The 20891-nt window shown below is 68.6% G+C and carries 21 protein-coding genes and 3 tRNA genes; 3 read left to right on the top strand and 21 right to left on the bottom strand.

Annotated features, from left to right (window positions below; all coding sequences use genetic code 11):
• The 9 genes from ABD793_RS21005 to rplJ form a co-directional block, all read right to left on the bottom strand.
• Complete coding sequence (locus tag ABD793_RS21005) at window positions 1-1179, bottom strand: MCE family protein (RefSeq protein WP_344862454.1); 1179 nt, start codon at window positions 1177-1179, stop codon at window positions 1-3.
• Window positions 1176-2162 (bottom strand): MCE family protein, encoded by a 987-nt coding sequence (locus tag ABD793_RS21000; RefSeq protein WP_344862452.1) that lies wholly within the window; start codon window positions 2160-2162, stop codon window positions 1176-1178. The genes ABD793_RS21005 and ABD793_RS21000 overlap by 4 nt, the downstream gene beginning before the upstream one ends.
• Entirely contained in the window at window positions 2159-3190 is a 1032-nt protein-coding gene (locus tag ABD793_RS20995; RefSeq protein ID WP_344862450.1) for an MCE family protein, read from the bottom strand. The genes ABD793_RS21000 and ABD793_RS20995 overlap by 4 nt, the downstream gene beginning before the upstream one ends.
• A complete protein-coding gene (locus tag ABD793_RS20990; RefSeq protein WP_344862448.1) occupies window positions 3187-4518 on the bottom strand; it encodes an MCE family protein in 1332 nt (443 codons plus the stop codon). The genes ABD793_RS20995 and ABD793_RS20990 overlap by 4 nt, the downstream gene beginning before the upstream one ends.
• Window positions 4515-5351, bottom strand: a complete 837-nt coding sequence (locus ABD793_RS20985) for an MlaE family ABC transporter permease (protein WP_344862446.1) — start codon at window positions 5349-5351, stop codon at window positions 4515-4517. Before ABD793_RS20985 ends, ABD793_RS20990 begins: the two co-directional genes overlap by 4 nt.
• Before the next feature lie 2 nt (window positions 5352-5353).
• On the bottom strand, window positions 5354-6106 hold the full coding sequence (locus ABD793_RS20980) for an MlaE family ABC transporter permease (protein ID WP_344862499.1): 753 nt from the start codon (window positions 6104-6106) through the stop codon (window positions 5354-5356).
• A gap of 38 nt (window positions 6107-6144) precedes the next feature.
• The gene (locus tag ABD793_RS20975; RefSeq protein WP_344862444.1) at window positions 6145-7320 is read right to left on the bottom strand and encodes an ABC transporter ATP-binding protein; all 1176 of its coding nucleotides are present in this window, start codon (window positions 7318-7320) and stop codon (window positions 6145-6147) included.
• A gap of 377 nt (window positions 7321-7697) precedes the next feature.
• Entirely contained in the window at window positions 7698-8090 is a 393-nt protein-coding gene (rplL, locus tag ABD793_RS20970) for a 50S ribosomal protein L7/L12 (RefSeq protein ID WP_344862442.1), read from the bottom strand.
• Between the two features lie 49 nt (window positions 8091-8139).
• The gene (gene rplJ, locus ABD793_RS20965) at window positions 8140-8694 is read right to left on the bottom strand and encodes a 50S ribosomal protein L10 (protein ID WP_344862440.1); all 555 of its coding nucleotides are present in this window, start codon (window positions 8692-8694) and stop codon (window positions 8140-8142) included.
• Window positions 8695-9013: 319 nt separating this feature from the next.
• Between rplJ and ABD793_RS20960 the strand changes: the two genes are divergently transcribed.
• A complete protein-coding gene (locus ABD793_RS20960; RefSeq protein ID WP_344862438.1) occupies window positions 9014-9997 on the top strand; it encodes a hypothetical protein in 984 nt (327 codons plus the stop codon).
• 7 nt (window positions 9998-10004) lie between these two features.
• On the opposite strand, the gene ABD793_RS20955 is transcribed toward ABD793_RS20960, so the two are convergent.
• The 6 genes from ABD793_RS20955 to ABD793_RS20930 form a co-directional block, all read right to left on the bottom strand.
• Window positions 10005-10814, bottom strand: coding sequence for an alpha/beta fold hydrolase (locus ABD793_RS20955; RefSeq protein ID WP_344862436.1), 810 nt, complete (start codon window positions 10812-10814; stop codon window positions 10005-10007).
• Window positions 10815-10883: 69 nt separating this feature from the next.
• Complete coding sequence (gene rplA, locus ABD793_RS20950; RefSeq protein ID WP_344862434.1) at window positions 10884-11603, bottom strand: 50S ribosomal protein L1; 720 nt, start codon at window positions 11601-11603, stop codon at window positions 10884-10886.
• A gap of 191 nt (window positions 11604-11794) precedes the next feature.
• The gene (gene rplK / locus ABD793_RS20945; protein WP_344862432.1) at window positions 11795-12229 is read right to left on the bottom strand and encodes a 50S ribosomal protein L11; all 435 of its coding nucleotides are present in this window, start codon (window positions 12227-12229) and stop codon (window positions 11795-11797) included.
• An 80-nt stretch (window positions 12230-12309) separates the two neighbouring features.
• Window positions 12310-13230 carry a transcription termination/antitermination protein NusG gene (gene nusG / locus ABD793_RS20940; protein WP_344862430.1) on the bottom strand — a complete coding sequence of 307 codons (921 nt, stop codon included), beginning with the start codon at window positions 13228-13230 and terminating at the stop codon, window positions 12310-12312.
• A gap of 70 nt (window positions 13231-13300) precedes the next feature.
• Window positions 13301-13744 carry a preprotein translocase subunit SecE gene (secE, locus tag ABD793_RS20935; RefSeq protein ID WP_344862428.1) on the bottom strand — a complete coding sequence of 148 codons (444 nt, stop codon included), beginning with the start codon at window positions 13742-13744 and terminating at the stop codon, window positions 13301-13303.
• A 26-nt stretch (window positions 13745-13770) separates the two neighbouring features.
• Window positions 13771-13843, bottom strand: a tRNA-Trp gene (locus tag ABD793_RS20930).
• A 743-nt stretch (window positions 13844-14586) separates the two neighbouring features.
• Between ABD793_RS20930 and ABD793_RS20925 the strand changes: the two genes are divergently transcribed.
• On the top strand, window positions 14587-15492 hold the full coding sequence (locus tag ABD793_RS20925; RefSeq protein WP_344862426.1) for an SGNH/GDSL hydrolase family protein: 906 nt from the start codon (window positions 14587-14589) through the stop codon (window positions 15490-15492).
• 11 nt (window positions 15493-15503) lie between these two features.
• Here the strand turns inward: ABD793_RS20925 and ABD793_RS20920 are convergent, their stop codons facing one another.
• The 6 genes from ABD793_RS20920 to ABD793_RS20895 form a co-directional block, all read right to left on the bottom strand.
• Window positions 15504-15902, bottom strand: a complete 399-nt coding sequence (locus ABD793_RS20920) for a MaoC family dehydratase (protein ID WP_344862424.1) — start codon at window positions 15900-15902, stop codon at window positions 15504-15506.
• Entirely contained in the window at window positions 15899-16348 is a 450-nt protein-coding gene (locus ABD793_RS20915) for a MaoC family dehydratase N-terminal domain-containing protein (RefSeq protein WP_344862422.1), read from the bottom strand. The genes ABD793_RS20920 and ABD793_RS20915 overlap by 4 nt, the downstream gene beginning before the upstream one ends.
• Before the next feature lie 110 nt (window positions 16349-16458).
• Window positions 16459-16623 (bottom strand): 50S ribosomal protein L33, encoded by a 165-nt coding sequence (gene rpmG / locus ABD793_RS20910; RefSeq protein ID WP_005152047.1) that lies wholly within the window; start codon window positions 16621-16623, stop codon window positions 16459-16461.
• A 49-nt stretch (window positions 16624-16672) separates the two neighbouring features.
• A tRNA-Met gene (locus ABD793_RS20905) sits at window positions 16673-16745 on the bottom strand.
• Between the two features lie 151 nt (window positions 16746-16896).
• A tRNA-Thr gene (locus ABD793_RS20900) sits at window positions 16897-16969 on the bottom strand.
• Window positions 16970-17049: 80 nt separating this feature from the next.
• Complete coding sequence (locus tag ABD793_RS20895) at window positions 17050-19671, bottom strand: putative bifunctional diguanylate cyclase/phosphodiesterase (RefSeq protein ID WP_344862420.1); 2622 nt, start codon at window positions 19669-19671, stop codon at window positions 17050-17052.
• 248 nt (window positions 19672-19919) lie between these two features.
• On the opposite strand from ABD793_RS20895, the gene ABD793_RS20890 reads away from it, so the two are divergent.
• Complete coding sequence (locus ABD793_RS20890) at window positions 19920-20858, top strand: GNAT family N-acetyltransferase (protein ID WP_344862418.1); 939 nt, start codon at window positions 19920-19922, stop codon at window positions 20856-20858.
• Window positions 20859-20891 lie beyond the last annotated feature (33 nt).

Genomic DNA, 20891 nt, shown 5'->3' with positions numbered 1-20891 from the left:
TCAGCTCCCCGTCCCGTAGACCTGGCCCTGCAACGGGAGCGGCAACGGCGGCAGTTTGCCGTTCTGGATGGACTCCAGCGCCTGCGCGACCGAGGGCAGCGGTACCAGCTTGTCCACCACCCCGGAAATCGAATCGCACGTGTTGCCGAGCAGTTGCTTGGTCGCGTCGGTCTGCTTGAGCAGACTGCAGACCATCACCAGCGGCGGCTGGGTCAGCTCGTTGAGCAACGGGCGCTCGTCGAGCGTGCCGGAGGAGCCGTTGTAGGCGCCCACCACATTGGACAGCGCGACCGGTGCGATGTCGAGGATCTCGGCGAGCGAGCTGCGCTGGTCCACCAGCACCTTGGTCACACTGGCCAGCTTGTCCACATTGGACTTCAACCGGCCGCGGTTGCGTTCGATGAAGCCCTGCACCGTCTGCAGGGTGGTGCCGAGCTGCTGCACGGTGGCCGCGAGGTCGTCCTTCTCCCCGGCGAGGAACCCGCTCACGTCGGCGAGCTGGTTTTCGAACTGGTGCACCTGGCCGTCGCTGTTGGCCAGCGTCTGGGAAAACCGGCCGAGGTTCTGCACGGTCTGGAAGAGATCGTCCTTGTTCCCGGCCAGCGTGCCGGACGCCTGGCCGAGCTTGGTGATCGTGTCGTGCAGGGCCTGTCCGTTGCCGTCCAGGTTGTTCGCCGTGGTGTTCAGCAGGTCTGCCAGCGAGCCGTTCTTGTTGGCGCCGTTCGGGCCGAGTGTCTCGCTCACCTTGGCGAGGCTGGCCGCGAGCTGGTCCACCTCGAGCGGCACCTCGGTGCGGTCGAGACCGATCACCGCACCGTCGGAGATCCGCGGTCCGCCGGTGTAGGCAGGGGCGAGCTGCACGTAGCGGTCACTGACCAGCGACGGGGCCACGATCAGTGCCTTGGCATCGGCAGGCACCGCAACCGAACGGTCGTACTCGAGGTCGACCTTGACCTGGTTGCCCATCGGCTGGACCTTGGTCACCGTGCCGAAGTCCACGCCGAGCATCCGCACGCTGTTGCCCTCGTAGAGGCCGACCGCGCCGGAGAAGTAGGCGGTCAGGTGGTTGCGGCCGGCGTCCTTGAGGGTCCACCAGAGACCACCGGCGACCACGAGCGCGAGCACGATCGCGATCGTCACGCCGCGCGTGAGTGACTGGCCGAAGCGGGTGTCGGTCATTTGTCGTAACACCCCTTCGGGTTGACCGGGCCGACCGAGGGCAGGACCAGTCCGCAGATGTAGTTGTCGAACCAGTGCCCGGTGCCGATGGTGTTGTTGAAGGTCCGGATGAACGGGGCGAACTTGGTCAGCCCCTGCGCCAGTGAGTCCTGGTTGCGCTGCAGCATCGAGCTCAGCTGATCGAGCTGGGTGAGCACCGGGTCGAGCTGCTTGTCGTTGTCGTCGACGAGGCCCTGCAGCTGGGTGGCCAGCTCACGGGAGCCATCGAGCAGCGTATGGATCGCCTGTTCCCGCTTGGTGATCTCGTCGAGCAGCTTGTTGCCGTCGGTGAGCAGCTTCTGCACCTCGGCGTCCCGGTCGACCAGCGTCTGCGACACCTGACGGGTGTTCGACAGCAGGGTCGAGAGCTGCGAATCCCGTTTGGCGATCGTGTCCGACAGCTTCGACAGCCCGGACAGCGCGCCCTTCACGTCCTGCGGGGTGTTCGCGAAGGTCTGGCTGATCGCGTCGAAGCTCTGCGCCAGCTGGTCGGTGTTGATGTCATCGACCGTCTGCGACAGCCCGCGGAAGGCGTCGAGCACGTCGTAGGGCGACATCGTGCGATCCCGCGGGATCGGCTGGCCGGGATTCAGCGTGCCGCCACCCTGCGGGTCGAGCGACAGGTACTTCTGGCCGAGCAGGGTCTTGATCTTGATCGCCGCGGTCGTCTTGTCGCCGAGCCAGGCGTCCTTGACCTTGAACGACACCTTGACGCTCGCACCGTCCAGTGCGATGTCGGACACCTTGCCGACCTTGACCCCGGCGACGCGCACATCGTTGTCCGCCTGCAGCCCGGCGGCCTCGGAGAACTCCGCGCTGTAGGTGGTGCCGCCGCCGATCACCGGCAGGTCCTCGGAGTTGAGTGCGGCGATGATGCCCAGCGCCAGTACCGCGATGCCGATCAGCGCGATCGGGATCGGGTTGCGCTTCTGGAAGGACTTCATCCGGTGCACCTCTCCCGGTTGGAGGGCAGAAGCGGCACGTTGATCTCCTGGTTGACCAGCGGCGGCAGGGAGACGCTCCCCTTCACCTCACAGGCGTAGAAGTTGAACCACGAGCCGTAGTCCGCGGTCTGCGTGAGCGCGCTGACCTTCTTCGGCAGGAACTGCAGGAAGTGCTCCACCAGTGGCTCGTTCTTGTTGAGCTTCGTGGTGAGGTCGCCCAGTGCGGTGATGTCTTCCTTGAGCGGCTGGCGTGCGTCGCTGAGCAGGCCGGCGGTCGTGTCGGCGAGGCCGCCGAGGCTGTCGATCGCGTCCCCGATCGGCTTGCGGTCGGCGGCGAGGCCGGAAACCAGCTGCTGCAGGTTCACGATCAGGGTGTTCAGCTGCGGGGTGTGCGCGTTGACCGTGTCCAGCACCGTGTTGAGGTTGTCGATGACCTCGCCGATGACCTGGTCCTTGCCGGCGATCGTGGTGGCGAGCGACGCGGTGTGCGACAGCAGGCTCTCCACCGTGCCGCCCTCGCCCTGCAGCACCTGGATGATCTCGTAGGACAGCTTGTTCACGTCGTCCGGGTTGAGCGCGGTGAACAGCGGTTTGAAGCCGTTGAACAACTCGGTGAGGTCGAGTGCGGGCGTGGTCCGCTCGAGCGGGATGCTGCCGCCGGACGGCAGCGTGGCACCGGAGCTGTCGGTGCCCTCGCCGAGTGCGACGTAGCGCTGTCCGACGAGGTTGCGGAACTTGATCTGCGCGGTGACCCCGGCGGGCAGCTTCCGCCCGGCGTCCACCTCGAAGTCCACCTCGGCCTGGCGCTTGTCGACGATCCTGACGTCCTTGACCTGGCCGACGCGGACGCCGGCGATGCGCACGTCGTCATTCGGCAGCAGCTGCGTGGCGTCGGTGAACCGAGCCGAGTAATCGCTGGTGCCGGTGGTGTTGATGTTCGCGATGCTGATCCCGAGTACCGCGGTGAGCAGCACCGTGACCACCAGGAAGATGCCCAGTTTGATCAGCGGCGCGACGAAGCCCCTCACTTGACCGTCACCTCCGCGCCCCGGTACAGCGGTCCCACCAGCAGCGAGCCCCAGCCGGGGAACTGGTTCTGCGACATGCCGACCTCGGGACCGATCAGCGCGCCGAGGAAGTCGTTCTCCGCGGCCGTGTTGGCCGGGTTGCCGCCTGCCGCGCCACCGCCGTTGACCCCGCCCGCGTCGGCCTTGAAGTTGCCGGGGTTCACGCCCTGGCCCGCCGTGTTCGGTGCCGTGGTGTGCTTCGTGCCGTCCTTGAACGGGCCGTCCGGTGGCTCCTGCGGGAACGGGTCCGGCGCCGGGTTCAGGTCGTAACAGCGCGGGCCGCGCTTGTCGTCGAACCGCGGTTCCTCACCCGGTTTGTAGGCGCCCCGGTTCACCGTGACCTCGAGGTTCGCGTGCAGGCCCGGTTGCCCGGTGCCCTTGCCCAGCGCCTTGTCGATCACCGGCACCATCTTCGCCATCTGGCCCATCACGCACGGGTACTCCGGCGCGTACTTGGCCAGCAGCTCCGCGGTCGGCCGCGCGGTGTCCGCGAGGCTGATGATGTTCTGCGAGTTCGCTTCCAGGAACGACTGCAGATCCTGTGACGCGTTGGTGAGGTTGCCGTAGAGGCTCGCCAGGTTCTGCTGCTCGTCGGCCACGGTGCGGGTGGTGGTGCTCAGATTGTCCAGGCTCTGCACGAGGTCCGGTGCGGAGGAGTTCAGGTGGTCGGAGAACTCCGCGAGCGCCTTGAGGTTGTGCTGCAGCTCGGGTTCGTGTGGATTCAGCTCGCCGATGTAGTTCCCCAGCTGCGAGAGCGTGTCACCGAGCGGCTTGCCCCTGCCTTCGAGCGCGGTGGAGATCGCGGTGAGCGTGCTGGAGAGCTTTTGCGGCTGCACCGCCTGCAGCACCGGCATCAGGTGCTCCAGTGCCTGGTCCAGCTCGATGGCTCCGGAGGTGCGGTCCTGCGGAATCACGTCGCCGTCGGCGAGGGTCTTCGCCGAGCGGTTCGGCGGGATCTGCAGCGACACGTAGCGTTCGCCGAACAGCGTCTTCGGCAGGAACCGCGCGGACACGTTCTCCGGGATCAGGTTCACCGAATCCGGGTTCAGCGCGAGGGTCAGCTCGGCGCCGTCCGAGGTGGCGCTGATGTTCTGCACCGAGCCGACGATCAGCCCGCGCACCTTCACGTCGGACTGCGTGAGCAGCTGGTTGCCGATCTTGTCGGCCTCCAGCTTCACCGTGACGAACTTGCTGAACGACTTGTTGTACAGCGCGATGCTGAGCGCAATCCCGCCCACCAGCAACGCCACCAGCAGCAGGCCCAGCAACCTGCGCCGAAGAGTGATCATCCGGCAATCCTCACCGTGACGTCGGTCCCCCAGATGGCGAAACCGATGAAGAAGTTCACGATCGAGACCGTGACGATGGAAAGCCGCACGGCCCGGCCGACGGCCACGCCGACCCCGGCCGGTCCGCCCGAGGCGCGGTAGCCGAAGTAGCAGTGCGAAAGAATGATCAGGACGCTGAACACCAGCACCTTGATGAACGAGTAGAGCACGTCTTGCGGTGGTAAGAACAGATCGAAGTAATGATCATAGGTTCCCGCGGATTGCCCGTAGATGTAGATGACCACCAGCCGCGAAGCCACGTACGAGCTGAGCAGGCCGATGATGTAGAGCGGGATCACCGCGACGAACCCGGCGATGATCCGGGTGGTGACCAGGTAGGGCAGGCTCGGCACGCCCATCACCTCGAGCGCGTCGATCTCCTCGGAGATGCGCATCGCGCCCAGCTGCGCGGTGAAACCGGCGCCGACCGTCGCGCTCAAGGCGAGCCCGGCGACCAGCGGCGCGATCTCGCGGGTGTTGAAGAACGCGGTCAGGAAGCCGGTGAACGCCGAGGTGCCGATCGAGTTCAGGGCCGAATAGCCCTGCAGACCGACGAGCACACCGGTGAACAGTGTCAGGCCGACCATCACGCCGACCGTGCCGCCGATCACCGCCAGCGAGCCGGAGCCGAAGCTGACCTCGGCCAGCAGCCGCAGTACTTCCTTCATGTACCGGCGCAGCGTGCGTGGCGTCCACAGCAGCGCGCGGCCGTAGAAGGACATCTGGTCGCCGAGGGTGTCCAGCGTCTCCAGCGGCCGGTTGGCGATCCGCTTCGCGCCCGAGATGAACGTCATGGTCAGTCCAGCTTTCCTGGCACGATCTGCAGGTAGATCAGCGTGATCACGAAGTTCACCACGAACAGCAGCAGGAACGTGATGACCACTGCCTGGTTCACCGCGTCCCCGACGCCCTTCGGACCACCGCTCGGGTGCAGCCCGCGGTAAGCGGCGACCACCGCGGCGATGAAGCCGAAGATGAGCGCCTTGATCTCCCCGACCCACAGGTCGGGCAGCTGCGCCAGTGCGGAGAAGCTCGACAGGTAGGCACCGGGCGTGCCGCCCTGCAGCACGACGTTGAAGAAGTACCCGCCGAGCACGCCGATCACACTGACCATGCCGTTGAGCAGCAGCGCGACGAGCATCATGGCGAGCGTGCGGGGCACGATCAGGCGCTGCACGGCGGATACCCCCAGCACCTCCATCGCGTCGATCTCCTCGCGGATGGTGCGGGCACCGATGTCCGCGCAGACCGCACTGCCACCCGCGCCTGCCACCAGCAGCGCGGTGACCAGCGGGCTGGCCTGCTGCACCGTGGCCAGCACGGAACCGGCACCGGTGTAGGACTGCGCGCCGAGCTGGCGGGCGAGTGCGCCGAACTGCAGCGAGATCACCGCGCCGAACGGGATCGCGACGAGTGCCGTCGGCAGGATCGTCACGCTCGCCACGAACCAGGCCTGCTGGATGAACTCCCGGAACTGGAACGGGCGCTGGAAGAGGCCCCGCACGATGTCGAGGCCGAGCGCGAAGAGGTTCCCGGTCTCCCGGAGCATGCCGTAACCGGGGATCTTCGCCGAGCCGGCAGGAGAACTCACGCGCCACCCTGCCCGTGCCGTGGCGGACCACCTGCGGTGCCGGGAATACGGGCGACCTGGTCCGCGGGCAGCTGACCCTGGTGCTGATCGGGCACCGGACCGCCGACCGCGGGGAACTGCTGGGTTTCCTCCGGGCCGGAGTAGCGGGGGGCGGCGGCCGCGTGCGGGCGCACGTTGTAGTACGCCTGCTGCTGCGGGGTGAGGGAGGCGATGATGCCCTCCTGCGCGGCCGGCGGCAGCGTGTGCAGGATCCGCATCACGCGGTCCATCCGGCGCTTGGCCCCCTCGCGTTCCGGCACACCGGGGCTGACCTGCATCTGCGGCACGACGCCGCGCACGTCCTCGTTCAGCCCGCCGTCCCCGTGCCCGGCCGCGGCCTCGGCCTCCTCGCGCTCCATGGTGGCGCTGTCCTTCTCCTCGGACATGCCGATCGGACCGAGCTTGCGGCCGTTGAGGAACTGCTCGACCACCGGCTCCTCGCTGGTCAGCAGCACCTCGCGCGGGCCGAACATGACCAGTTCCTTGCGGAAGAGCATGCCGAGGTTGTCCGGCACCGTACGGGCGAGGTTGATGTTGTGCGACACGATCAGGAAGGTCGCGTCGATCTGCGCGTTCACATCGAGGAACAGCTGCGAGATGTAGGTGGTGCGGACCGGGTCGAGACCGGAGTCCGGCTCGTCGACCAGGATGATCTCCGGGTCGAGCACGAGCGCCCGCGCCAGACCGGCGCGCTTGCGCATACCGCCGGAGATCTCCCCCGGCAGCTTCTTCTCCGCCCCGGCGAGGCCGGTCATGTCGAGCTTCTCCAGCACGATCCGGCGGATCTCGGTTTCCGACTTCTTCGTGTGCTCCCGCAGCGGGAACGCGACGTTGTCGTAGAGGTTCATGGAGCCGAACAGCGCGCCGTCCTGGAACAGCACCCCGAAGAGCTTGCGCACCTCGTAGAGCTTGTGCTCGGAGCAGGTGACGATGTCGACGCCGTTGATCACGCACCGCCCGCGGTCGGGCTTGAGCAGGCCGATCATCGACTTGAGGAACACCGACTTACCGGTTCCGGACGGACCGAGCATGGCCGACACCTCACCGGGCGGAAGGGTCAGCGTCACGTCCCGCCAGATGGTCTGCTTTCCGAAGGACTTCGTGAGACCTTCGATGACCACCTCGGCACCCATCGCACCTCCAGGAGCTGTTCCGCGTCGTCGCGCACTGCCGCCCCGCGCCACTGGCGGGGAGGACCGGCGCCCGAGTGCACGCCACGATCTCCGCGTCAACCAGGTGCAACGAGCTGAGCGCGAACAGGTTACTCACCAGTTTCGTTCCCTGGCCAGCCCCGTCGGTGCCTCACCCGTTCGAGGTCGGTTCGGTGACCGCTGGCAGCACGGTAGTCCACGTCACGTCAGGACGCAGAGCCACCTGGCCCCTTTGCCGTCACACCACTGGAGCAGTGACCGTGACCTGCACGAACGCTGGGCGAGCACAGCGAAGGGGGCGGGCAGCCATCCGGCTGCCCGCCCCCTCGGCGGTACGAACAGGCGCTGCGCGCCCGGAATCACTTGATGGAGATCTGCGCGCCCGCGGCCTCGAGCTTCTCCTTGGCGGCCTCGGCGGCCTCCTTGTCGACCTTCTCCAGCAGCGCCTTCGGAGCGGCCTCGACCAACTCCTTGGCCTCCTTCAGGCCCAGGCCCGAGACGACCTCGCGGACGACCTTGATGACCTGGATCTTCTTGTCGCCTGCGCCCTCGAGGACGACGTCGAACTCGTCCTGCTCCTCGGCGGCGGCCGGGGCGGCACCCGCGGCACCGGGGGCGGCGGCCACGACGGCGGCCGGGGCGGCGGCGGTGACGTCGAAGGTGTCCTCGAACTCCTTCACGAACTCGGACAGCTCGAGGAGGGTCAGCTCCTTGAAGGCGTCGATCAGCTCGGCGGTGCTCAGCTTCGCCATGATGGCTTCCTCTCAGAAAAACGAACTAGGCGTTCGGGGGTGGGGTGGTTCAGCTCTCGGCGGGTGCTTCGGCTGCTTCGGTACCGGCGCCGTCGCGCTGCTTCTCCTCCAGCGCGGCAGCCAGGCGGGCAACCTGGGACGCCGGCGCCTGGAACAGCGCGGCGGCCTGGGACAGCTTCGCCTTGAACACGCCTGCCGCCTTGGAGAGCAGCACCTCGCGGCTGTCGAGGTCGGCGATCTTGCCGATCTCGTCCACGGACAGCGGCTTGCCGTCCATGTAGCCGCCCTTGATGACAAGCGCGTTGTTGTCCTTCGCGAAATCGCGAAGCGCCTTCGCGGCGTCGACCGGCTCGCCCTTGACGAAGGCGATCGCGGTGGCACCGACGAACAGGTCCTCGAGCCCCTCGACGCCTGCGTCCTCGGCGGCACGCTTGACGAGGGTGTTCTTCGCGACCCGGTACTTGGCACTGGTGCCGAGAGCGCGGCGCAGCTGGGACAGCTGGGACACGGAGAGGCCGGTGTACTGGGTGACAACGGTGGCCGAGCTGGTGCGGAAGCTCTCCGCGATCTCGGCGACGGCCGCCACCTTGTCGGGCTTCGCCATGGGTCGCCTCCTCTCTTGGCTAGTGTTTCCACTGGCCACGAAGGAGCCCTTGATGCGACAAAACGCCCACACGCAGCAGGGCGCGGGGCGTAGCGAGCAGCAACTGCTCAAGCCTCGTTCCTCCTGCGCGGGCCGCCCACGTCATCTCGCGGGACCTTCGCTCCCCGGCACCTTGCGGCTTGGGGAAAACCAGCGGTCTTCGGTAGAACCGTGGATCAGCATACCGCAGCCGTCGAAGCCGATCGCACGGACCCCGCACTGACCTGCGACGACCTGCCCTGCCTCTGGAAATCACCGCGCAGGCGGGCATCATGGTGACGTGGCGGAGCAGCGTGATGACGGACAGCCGTTCGACAACCACCCCACCGGCGACCCCGCGGGCGGGCAGGTGAACCTGCCGCAACCGCTGAGCCCACCGCAACCACCGGCACCGCACCCGTCCGGCACTCCGGGAAACCCGTCCGGCACTCCGGAGATCGACCCGGAGCAGTACCGGCAGTTCCAGGAGTTCCAGCGGTTCCAGGAGTACCTCCGCTTCACCCAGGCACAACAGGGCAACGAACCGGCCCCGGTCACCGACGCCGCACTCGTCCCGGCCGGCACCCGCCGGCCCGATACCCAGCAGGGCGGCGGATATCCCCCGGCACCACCCAACCAGCCGGGCACCGTGGCCCGGTACGAGGAACCACCCCGCCCCCGCCGCCCGGTACCCCGCTGGCTGAAACGCCTCGGCGGCAAGATCCTCGGCTGGGTGCTGGTCCTCGTCCTGCTCGGCCTTGCCGGCACCTGGGCCTACCACCACTTCTTCCCCAGCGACGAAGGCAAGTCCTCAGCCCAGATCGCCGCCGAGGGGGGCGGCACCTACCACACGAACCAGATCCTCACGACCGCTTCGCCGTATGAGTCGGTGCGTCGCGTGTACGACGGCATCGCCCAGCACGGCCCCGGTCAGCGCAGCATGGTCGATCACGTCTGCGGTCTCTTCGACCAGGCGACCCAGCAGAAGTTCGCAACCGATCTCGACTACCCGAGCTGCGATGCGGCTGTGGACGGGCTGCACCGCAAACTCGACCCCACTCCTGGTTCGGTCGACGCCTACGCCGAGTCGATCTCCAAGCATTCCGGCTGGCCGCCGGGCGAATCCGTGGTGATCAGCTCGTGCGACTTCACCATCACCGGCGGCCCGGCGCTTGGGGACTTCACCGTGAAGCAGGTCGACAAGGGGCAGTGGCTGATCACCGGTCACTCGCCCGGTCCGCAGAAGTGCCGGACCGCGCCGGCCACGAGTGCCACCCCGCGCTGACCTCCGGTCAGACCGGCGAGCCGATCGCCAGCCGGGACTCGCCGGTGTCGGTGTACGCGAAGAAGTCCGCCAGCGCGGTCGCGAACGCCGGGTCGGCCACTGCCGCCATGTGGTCTCCGGGGACGCGGACCAGGCGGGCGCCCGCGATGGCGGCCGCCAGGCGTTCCGGTTCGGCGGCCAGCTGGTCGGACTCCCCGGCCAGCACCAGGGTCGGTACGGAAAGCGCGGACAGCCGGAAGGGCCCGTGCGAAGGGGCGCGCAGCACGGCGGCGAGTGCGACCGTATCGGCACCGGCCCGGCGGGCCAGCCTGCGGAACGGGCGGGCCGCGGGCAAGACGTCCGCGCGGTCCTCGGCAAGCAGGCCCGCCGCGATCTGTTCGCGGTCCACCACTCGCGTGTCCACGCCGCCGAAGTCCACGATGCCCGCGCCGACCCCGCCCACCGCGAGGCAGCGCACGCGCCGGTCGTTCGTGGCGACCAGCAGGGAGACGATCGCGCCCAGCGAGTACCCGGCCAGGCACACCTCGTCCAGCTTCAGCTCGTCCAGCAGCGCGGACAGGTCGGCGGCCATCACGGACTCGCCGTACGCGGCCGAATCGTGCGGTTTGGCGGAGGCGCCGTGGCCGCGCGCGTCCAGCGCGATCACCGTGAACCCGGCGTCGACCAGGGTGTTCACCACCCCTGGGCGCACCCAGTTGACCTCGGAATCGGCGGCGAACCCGTGGTGCAGCACCACCGGGCGACGGTGCCGTCCGTCCCCCTCCCACACCGTGTAGCTCAGCGGGAGCCCGTCGGGAGCGGTGAACGTCGTCGGCATGCCTCCATGAGACACGAAAAAAGGGTGGTCACGCACAAAGCGTGACCACCCTTTCTCGTGATGTCCGACTCAGACGGCCGCTTCCTCGGTGAGGAGGTTGCGGGTCCGCTGCGGGTCGACCGGGATGCCGGGGCCCATCGTCGTGGTGAAGGTGACCTTCTTGACGTAGCGGCCCTTCGCCGAGGACGGCTTGGCGCGCAGGATCTCGTCCAGTGCGGCGGCGTAGTTCTCCACCAGCTTCTCGACGTCGAAGGAGGCCTTGCCGATCACCAGGTGCAGGTTGGCCTGCTTGTCGACGCGGAAGTTGATCTTCCCGCCCTTGATGTCCGCGACCGCCTTGGTAACCGCGGGGGTCACCGTGCCGGTCTTCGGGTTCGGCATGAGGCCACGCGGGCCGAGGATGCGGGCGATGCGGCCCACCTTGGCCATCTGGTCCGGCGTCGCGATCGCGGCGTCGAAGTCGAGCCAGCCACCCTGGATGCGCTCGATCAGTTCGTCGGTGCCGACCGCGTCCGCGCCTGCGGCTTCGGCCTCGACGGCCTTGTCGCCGACGGCGAAGACGATGACGCGGGCGGTCTTACCGGTGCCGTGCGGCAGGTTCACGGTGCCGCGGACCATCTGGTCGGCCTTGCGCGGGTCCACCCCGAGACGCATCGCGACCTCGACGGTCGCGTCCATCTTCGACTTGGTGGTCTCCTTCGCCAGCTTCACCGCATCGAGCGGCGCGTACAGCCGCGCCTTGTCGATCAGCTCCGCGGCCTGGCGGTAGGCCTTGCTGTGCTTGGTCATGCTTCTGTCCTTAGCTTGAGCGGATCAGTTGTGGTGGCTGAGCCAGCACTGGCTCTCCCACAGTGGTTGATTGCCGTGGCTTCGCCGCGGCGGCGAGATCGCCTTCAGCCGGTTTCTTCCCTCCCGATGCGCCCGGCCTGGTGGCCGATCGAATCGCTCAGTCCGGAAACCGGCGCGATCTCGCGGTACGGTCAGTCCGCGACCGTGATGCCCATCGAGCGGGCGGTGCCTGCGATGATCTTCGCCGCCTGGTCGATGTCCTGGGCGTTGAGGTCGGTCTCCTTGGTCTTGGCGATCTCGCGGACCTGGTCCCAGGTGACCTTGGCGACCTTGGTCTTGTGCGGCTCGCCGGAGCCCTTCTCCACGCCTGCGGCCTTGAGCAGCAGCTTCGCGGCCGGCGGCGTCTTCAGCTTGAAGTCGAACGACCGGTCCTCGTACACGGAGATCTCGACCGGGACGACGTCCCCGCGCTGCGACTCGGTCGCGGCGTTGTAGGCCTTGCAGAACTCCATGATGTTCACGCCGTGCTGACCCAGCGCCGGGCCGACCGGCGGTGCCGGGTTGGCGGCACCAGCCTTGATCTGCAGCTTGATGATCGCCGCAAGCTTCTTCTTCTTGGGTGGCATTACCTTGTGTCCTTCTTACTGACGTGAGTCCCCCGCACACCTGCCAGTACGCGGGGACTGCCGGCCGGTATTCCCGGCCGTCAGATCTTGGAGACCTGGCTGAACGACAGCTCGACCGGGGTCTCCCGGCCGAAGATCGACACCAGGACCTTCAGCTTCTGCCCGTCGATGTTGACCTCGGAGATCGTGGCGGGCAGCGTGGCGAACGGACCGTCCATGACGGTGACCGACTCGCCGACCTCGAAGTCCACCTCGACGGTGGGGGCGCCTGCCGGGCTGGCCGCGGCGGCCTCGCCCTTCGCGGCTTTGGCCGGGGCCTCCTTCTCGACCTGCGGCGCGAGGAACTTGAGCACCTCGTCCACGGTCAGCGGCGACGGCCGCGAGGTGGCACCGACGAACCCGGTGACGCCGGGGGTGTTGCGCACCGCGCTCCACGAGGCGTCGTTCAGGTCCATCCGGACCAGGACGTAGCCGGGCAGCACCTTGCGCTGCACCTGCTTGCGCTGGCCGTTCTTGATCTCGGTGACCTCTTCGGTCGGCACCTCGATCTGGAAGATGTAGTCCTCGACGTCCAGTGTCGTGGTCCGGGTCTCGAGGTTGGTCTTCACCTTGTTCTCGTACCCGGCGTAGGAGTGCACCACGTACCACTCGCCGGGTGCGGCCTGCAGTTCGGCGCGCAGCGCGGCGACCGGGTCGTCCGCCTCGGCAGCCGGTTCCCCGGCGGCGACCGGCTCCGCCTCGTCCACCGCGTCGGCTTCGGAGGTGGCGTCTTCCGCGTCGCCTGCCCCGGCGTCGTCGGCTTCCGCTTCCGCGTCGTCGGCCTCGGTGGCGGTCTCGCCGCCGTCCTCGTCGGTGGCGGACTCGTCGACCTCGTCAGCCGCGGCGGGCACCTCGACGGGCTCGAGGTGGGCGGACTCCTCGTCGCCGAGTGCCGCGTGCACCTGCTCGTCGGAAAGCTCGGTCAGGTCGCGACCGGCTCCTGTGCCGTTGTCGGAGGTCACGTTCCGTCCTCTCAGTTGATCACTTGCCGGGCTCGGGCAGGCCGGCCCGCGCGGCGCGCATCTGCGCTCCTCAGCCGAAGACCAGCCCGACGAGCTGCTTGAAGCCCAGGTCGAGCCCGCTGACGAGGGCCACCATGAACACCACGAACACCAGCACGACCGCGGTGTAGGTGACCATCTGCTTCCGGTTGGGCCAGATCACCTTGCGCAGCTCCGCCCAGACCTCGCGGATGAAACGCACGATCCGGGCGAAGACCGAGGCCTTCTTCGGCTTCTGGTCCCGTTTGGGGGTCGGCGCACCCTTGGCATCCGGCGCGGGCTTCGCGACCTTGTCGCCCGCCTTTCCGGACGGCCGGGTCGAGCCCGGCCGGGCCTCGGACTTGCCTGCCGGTCGAGCGGTGCCGCGGCGCTCGCGTCGAGCCGCGGCGGACGTCGGGCGGGATTCGGTGTCGGGCTTGCTGTCCGACTCGTCCCGCTCGTGCTCGCCGCTGGCGTCGCTGTCGCTCACGACCACTCCTCCGCTTCACCAGTTCCCGTACGCAGGGGTGACAGGACTTGAACCTGCAACCTGCGGTTTTGGAGACCGCTGCTCTGCCAGTTGAGCTACACCCCTGTGGAGCCCGGTCACCCGGGCTCCGGAGGACGCATTCCATCGTCCCCACCATCCAGCGGGGATGACCGTAGTGCGTTCCGAGTTCAGAAGTCTACGGCAAGCCGGTTGGCGACCCGCAACCGCGCCCTCCCGACCGCCGACCGGCCCCGCCCCGGCAGACCGGCGAGACACCTTCGATCAGGCCAGTACGGGCCCCCGCGCCGGCCCGGGATTAATCGCAAGCCGGTCGGCAGCATGGCCTCGGCAGCCACACCGCCACCGCGCCGTCCTCACCTGAAAGCCTTGCCGAGCAAGCGAAATCAGCTCGACCCCACCGGATTTCCTCACGCCCGTGTGAAGACATCCGTGACCACAGGCGAGCACCGTTGCACGCCAAGGCAAACGACAGGCAAGGAGACCGGCCGACCACGCTCCGACTCGGCCGCTCTGCCGCAATACGCGACCCCTCGCCGGCCCACCGCAGTCGCCGGATCCGCCACCGCGGCCGAGGAGCCCGGCTACGCCCAGCGGTGGATGGGCCGACCGGTCACTTGCCCGGTCGCACCGCTACCTGTCGGGCGGCACCGCGGAACGACCCCCGCCGAAGTGCGCCCGGTTCGTCGACCCGTTCGTCGCGCTCATCGGCGCGGCAAACGCCACGAAACCCGCTCACCTGGGATCGAACGCGCTCAGCGGCCCGGTGCGTACCCCTGATCACCCGGAAGCGGGTCGTCGCCGGGCTCCGGTACCGGTAGAAACGTGTCGTGGCGGCCAAGAAGAGTGGTGGGTGCGGGTTACTGGTGCTGGTCGTGGTGGCCGGGTTGCTCGGGTTCGGCTACTACAAGTCCAAGCACGACTCGTCTGCCGCTCCCCCGTCCGGTGCGGACACCGGCGGCGGTTCGGGCCGGTACGTCGCGCTCGGCGACTCGTACACGTCCGCGCCGCACACCGGCAAGCGCGCGGGTACGCCGGCCGGCTGCGACCGTTCGGACAACAACTACCCGCACGTGGTCTCGGCGAAGGTGAAGCCGGCACAGTTCGCGGACGTCAGCTGCAGTGGCGCGACCACTGCGGACCTCACCTCCGCCCAGTCGACGCAAAGCGGCACGAACCCGCCGCAGCTCGACGCCGTCACGTCCGCCACCACGCTGGTCACCCTGGGCATCGGCGGCAACGACGTCGGTTTCATCGAGCTGGCCCCGAGCTGCGTGACCTCGCACGCGGGCGGCGCACCGTGCCGCACCCGGCTGACCACCGGCGGCCACGACCAGCTCGCCGACCGGATCGACACCGCGGCGAGCCGGGTCGGCGCGGTGCTCGACCGCATCCACGACAAGGCGCCGAAGGCCCGCGTGATCGTGGTCGGCTACCCCACCGTGCTTCCGAACGGCGACGGCTGCTGGCCGTCGCTGCCGATCGGCTCGGGTGACGTCGCGTACCTGCGGGACGAACTGGACAAGCTCAACGACGCGCTGGCCGACCAGGCCAAGGACCACGACGCCGGATTCGCCGACACAGCCGCGGCGAGCAAGGGGCACGACGTGTGCACCAGCTCGGGCACTCGCTGGGTGGAGGGTCTCGTGCCCACCTCGCCCGCCGCCGCCCTGCACCCGAACGCCCGTGGCGAGGACGGTATGGCGGACGTGGTGGAGTCCCTGGTCGGTTCCTGAGGCGCGAAGCCTCAGTGCCGCACGAGCGCCTGCGGCTTGCCCAGCACGGTCTTGCCCTCGAACTTGACCACGAGGTCGATGCGGGCGAGACCGTCGTCGGTGTGCGCGCCGACCTTGCCGGTGACCTCGACCAGCGCGCCTTCCTCGGTGTCCGGGACCACGACGGGGCGGGTGAAGCGGGCGCTGAAGTCGACCAGCCTGCCGGGGTCGCCGAGCCAGTCGCTGACGATGCGCCCGGCCAGCGCCATGGTGAGCATGCCGTGCGCGATCACGTCCGGCAGGCCGACGTCGGTGGCGAACCGCTCGTTCCAGTGGATCGGATTGAAGTCGAGTGAGGCACCGGCGTAGCGGATCAGCTGTTCGCGGGTGACCTGCACCTGCAGCGGGGGCAGTTCGTCGCCGACGTTCACGCGTCCGCCCCTCGCACCACGAGCTGGGCACGCGTCGCGCACACGAGCTTGCCGTCGGCGTCGGTGATCTCCGCGCGGAGGTTGATGAAGTCGTTGCCCGCCCTGGCCATGATGCTGTCGATCCGGGCAGCGATCTCCAGCACGTCGCCTGCGTACACCGGGCGTTCGTAGCGGAACCCCTGGTCGCCGTGGACCATCCGCGAGTAGTCGAGCCCGAGCGCGGGGTCGGAGACGATGCCGTTGATCTTCGGCAGGTTCAGCAGCGTGAGGAACGTGGGGGGCGCGAGCACGTCCGGATGGCCTGCCGCACGAGCCGCCTCCGAGTCGTGGAAGAGCGGGTTGGCGTCACCGATCGCGTCGGCGAACTCCCGGATCTTCTCCCGGCTCACGTGGTACTGATCGACGGGCGGGTAGCTCCGTCCGGTGAACGTCTGGTCCAAAGGCACCCGACGAGGCTAGCCGAACCCCGGGCCGACCCGGGCGACTGGGACGAACAGCGAAAAGCCGCCCCGGCACGTGGCCGGGGCGGCTCCTGCACAACGAGAACGGGTGTGCGTCAGCGGGTCTCTTTGTGAGTCCGGTGCGTACCGCAGTTCGGGCAGAACTTCTTCATCTCAAGGCGATCCGGGTTGTTGCGCCGGTTCTTCTTGGTGATGTAGTTGCGGTGCTTGCACTCCTCGCACGCCAGCGTGATCTTGGGTCGCACGTCGGTGGCAGCCACAGCGTTTCCTTCTCTCTCAGATCCGGGGGCCAGCCCCGTCGTTACCGCGTAGCGGTGGCCGGACTTGAACCGGCGACACAGCGATTATGAGCCGCTTGCTCTGCCAACTGAGCTACACCGCCCTAACCAACGCCCACCCCCAACTTAACCCCCCGGTGTGGGGGTCCAGGGGGCGAAGCCCGCCTGGCGGGGGCCTGGGGGTCCGACCCCCAGATAGACGCCGCGAAGCGAGCCAAGCTTGCGTTTTCCGCAAGCACAGCTCGCCTACTCGCGAGCCCCTTTACGGAATCGAACCGTAGACCTTCTCCTTACCATGGAGACGCTCTGCCGACTGAGCTAAAGGGGCCTTGCCTCTCGCGAGGACCAGGAAAGGTTAGCAAGGGCGTTCACCCGGTCGCGCAGCCGGGGTCCCGTTACCGCAAAACCTCAGGTCAGCAAGGTCAGCACGGTCTCGGAGTGCCGTCCTGGCGACCGCGCCGTGCGGGCCTGCAGCCAGGCCTCCAGGCGGTCCTCCGGCAGTGGCCGGGAGATCAGGTAGCCCTGTGCCACGTCGCAGCCCATCGCCTCCAGCTGATCGCGCGCGACGTCCTCCTCGACGCCCTCGGCGACCACGGTGAGTCCCAGTGAGTGGCCCAGCTCGACGATCGAGCGCACCACCGCGAGGTCGCCCAGGTCGGTACCCATGCCGAGGACGAAGCTCTTGTCGATCTTCACCTGGTCCACCGGCAGCTGCCGCAGGTAGGCCAGCGACGAGTACCCCGTGCCGAAGTCGTCCACCGCCAGCTCGATACCGAGCGAGTGCAGCTCCCGCAGAATCGGCAGCGCCTTCTGCGGGTCGGACATCACGCCGGACTCGGTGAGCTCGAACGTGAGCAGCTCCGGGGGTACGTCGAAGCGTTCCAGTTCGCGCTGGACCTTCGCGGGGAACTCCTCGTCGGCGAGGTTCCGCACGGACAGGTTGACCGCCGCGGAGATCCGCAGGCCCTCGTCCAGCCACTTGCGCACCCGCTTGAGCGATTCCTCCAGCACGAACGACGTCAGCACGCCGATCAGGCCCGCCGCCTCGATCGCGGGCACGAACTCGTCCGGGCCGAGCCTGCCGAACTCCGGGTGCACCCAGCGCACGAGCGCCTCGACGCCCTGGACCTGCCGGTTCGGCAGGGTGACCTTGGGCTGGTAGTGCACCGAGACGTGCCCGTCTTCGAGCGACTGGCGGAACTGCGTGACCATCTGGAAACGGCGCAGGAAGATCTGGCCCATGCTCGGCACGTAGCCGCGCACCTCTTCGCCGCCGCGGGTGGCGCGCACCGCGACGTCCGCCCGTTGCAGCATGCCGTCGACGTCCACTTCGCCGGCGTCGTCCGCGGAGCTGGCGTAGCCGATCATCGCGTTGGCCTCGACGGAGAGCCGGTCCACCGGGTACGGCGCGGACAGCTGCACCCGCAGCTGCTCGGCGACGAGGTGCGCGTCGTCGTTCGTGGAGCCCACCAGCAGGGCCGCGAAGGAGGCGCCTTCGAGCCGGGCGAGGGGGACGTCCGAACCGAGCGCGTCACGGATCCGGCGGCCTGCCGCGATCACCATCCGGTCCGCCCACGAGTAGCCGAGTGCGTCGCTGACCGTGGAGAACACGTCGAGGTCGATGCGCAGCACCACGACCTCTTCGGATTCGCGCAACGGGTCCCTGGCGACCTGCTGGAAGCCGGGCCGGTTGAGGTGCCCGGTGAGCGGGTCGTGGTAGGCGTCGTGGCGGAGCGTGGCGAGCAGCCTGCGGTTGTCGAGCGACGTCGCGAAGTGGCTGGCCATCGTGCCGAGCAGCTGCACGTCGTACTTGCCGAACCCGCGCCAGCGGGACAGCCGGTCGTGCGCCTCGGCCACCCCGAGCAGCTGGTTCGCGCTGCGCAACGGCACCACGAGCACTTCCTGCGCACCCCGGTCGAGCAGCGCGGCACGGACGTCCGGGTTCGCCTCGGTGATGCGGAAGTGCCGGACGTGCGCGCCGGGCAGGCGCAGCAGCGGATCGTCGTGGTTCGGGTCGGCCGCAGGCAGATCGTCGCCCGCGACCACCACGCGCATCGGATCGTCGGCCTCCAGCCGCAGCCGCAGCACGACCCGGCCTGCCGCGAGCTGGTCCTTGATCCGTTCCGCGATCGTTGCCCACTCGCGCACGTCGACGCCACCCACGAGTTCGTCGGCACGGCTCGCCGGACGGGCGGCGGCCTGCTGCCCCGATCTGGCGACCATCAGGCTCACGTCCGAGAGCGCTTCCATGTCCCGCTGTTCCCGCAGCAGATCGGAATACGCCCAGTACAGCGCGGTCAGCCCGAGGAAGACCGCGAGAACCAGCGGCCACGCCTGCGGGGTTGCCGCGATCACGAGGTAGCCGGACAACCCGACCGAGGCGTTCACGAAGCCGACGACGAGGATGCGCCCGGTCAGCCGGATCGCGGTGCTGACCCGCATCCGACGGCGCAGCACGCGCACTGCGGCCAGCGCGAGCAGCGTGCTCACCAGCGGCGCGGTGAGCGTGCCCGCGAGCGCGGCGACCCACGGCATGGTGCCGGCGTGCATGGCCTGTTGCACCAGACCGGCCACTGCGAACGCGCCGGTGATCTCGAGCAGGAACGCACCCGCGTTGTAGAGGACCCGGCCGGCCACCTTGCGGGCCAGCAACGTGCCGATGCCCGCCACCAGGTGCGCGGCGAGCACGACCTCGAACGGCGCCACGAAGAAACCGATTACCAGCGGTATTTCGGTGAACGAGATGGTCCAGGAAATACCGCTGCGGACGTCGACGTTGATGCCCAGCTGCTCGGCCAGCAGGAAGGCCAGTGCGAGCACCGGGCCGATCCACCACAGGCTGGGCGAGCTGTGGAAGGGCAGCCACGAGCCGACCGCGAGCGCGGCGAGCACACCGAGGCCCAGTACGACGAAGGTGTAGACGCGGAACCGGCTTTCGTCCGTGCGGGACCCGGTGACGGTCCCGGACACGGCGCCCTCCTTGTCCTTCGCTCCTGGTGCGGTACCGGGGTGGGCGTTGCTGTCCGGCATCCGACCTTCCTTCCCGGCAGCCCGGTCGCGCTCGTCAGTGACGTCAGGTGTGGACCAGCGCCGTACCTTACCCCGTAGGGCGTACCTGCGTCCCTTTCGAGACAGTAGGAGATCACCCCACGGTTAACAATGGGCGGCCAGTGCTGACCTGCGTGGACCAAGGAGTGAAAGGCTCTCTTCGTGCCCGATCTGCCGAGCCGGGGTGTGTTCTGGGGTCCGGACCACCCGGCACGGATCACAATGGGGACATGCACAACGACGTGACAGCCACCGGCCATGCGGCGCGCATCGCCACGGTGGACGCCCTGCTTCCCGCGCCACTGCCGTTCTCCGCACACGGGGACGACACGCTGCTCACCGCACAGGTCGGCGACACCAGTGCGGCCGGCCTCGCCTCGCAGACCGAGCTGGGCCCGGACAGTCCGCAGTCGGTCTGGCGGGCACTGACCGAACACCGGCTCGAGGTGCAGCTCGCCGGACCGGATCCGGCGGCCGGACTGGACGCCCTTCTCACTCGATGGAATGAACACCTGCAGGGCATCGCCCGGCCGGGGGATACCGAGTGTGCCGCGGTCCTGTCGCGGCCCAGCCGGGACACCGCCGGGGCGACCGAACTGCTGCGGCACGGCTTCGCCCCGGTCGGCGTGATCGCGGTCCGCCCGGCCGCGCGGATGGCCGCGCCGGGCCCGGCCACCACCCCGGGCGTCTGCATCCGGCACGCCACGCCGGACGATCTCGGCACCGCGGTGCGGCTGATGCTGGAGCTGCAGCGTTACGACGCGCAGTTCGGCAAGGTGACGGTGCGGCCGGGTATCCGGGAACTGCTGGAGAAGGAACTGCTGCGCCAGCTCGAACGCCCGGAGCCGCAGCTGTGGATCGCCGAACTGTACGGACAGCCGCTCGGTATCGCGCTGCTGCAAATGCCGGACGAGACGGGCTGGATCAGCCACCGCGTGGCGGCTTCCCGGATCGGCTACCTGTCCTCGCTCGCGGTGTCCGAGACGGCCCGCTCCTCCGGGGTCGGTTCCGCGCTGGCCGCGCACGCGCACCAGGTGTTCGACGAAGCCGGCGCGGACGTCGTGCTGTTGCACAGTGCGGTGGCCAACCCGCGGTCCACGCCGTTCTGGTACGCGCAGGGTTACCGTCCGTTGTGGACCGGATGGCAGCGACGACCGGCGGTGCGCTGACCGTTGCCGGTTAAGGTGGTTCCGGGACGAGGG

Origin of the sequence: Amycolatopsis ultiminotia (assembly GCF_039536925.1) — a bacterium.
Taxonomy (GTDB): Bacteria; Actinomycetota; Actinomycetes; order Mycobacteriales; family Pseudonocardiaceae; genus Amycolatopsis; species Amycolatopsis ultiminotia.
Note: the sequence above shows the minus strand (reverse complement) of the source record. Positions and strands in the feature narration are given on the sequence as shown.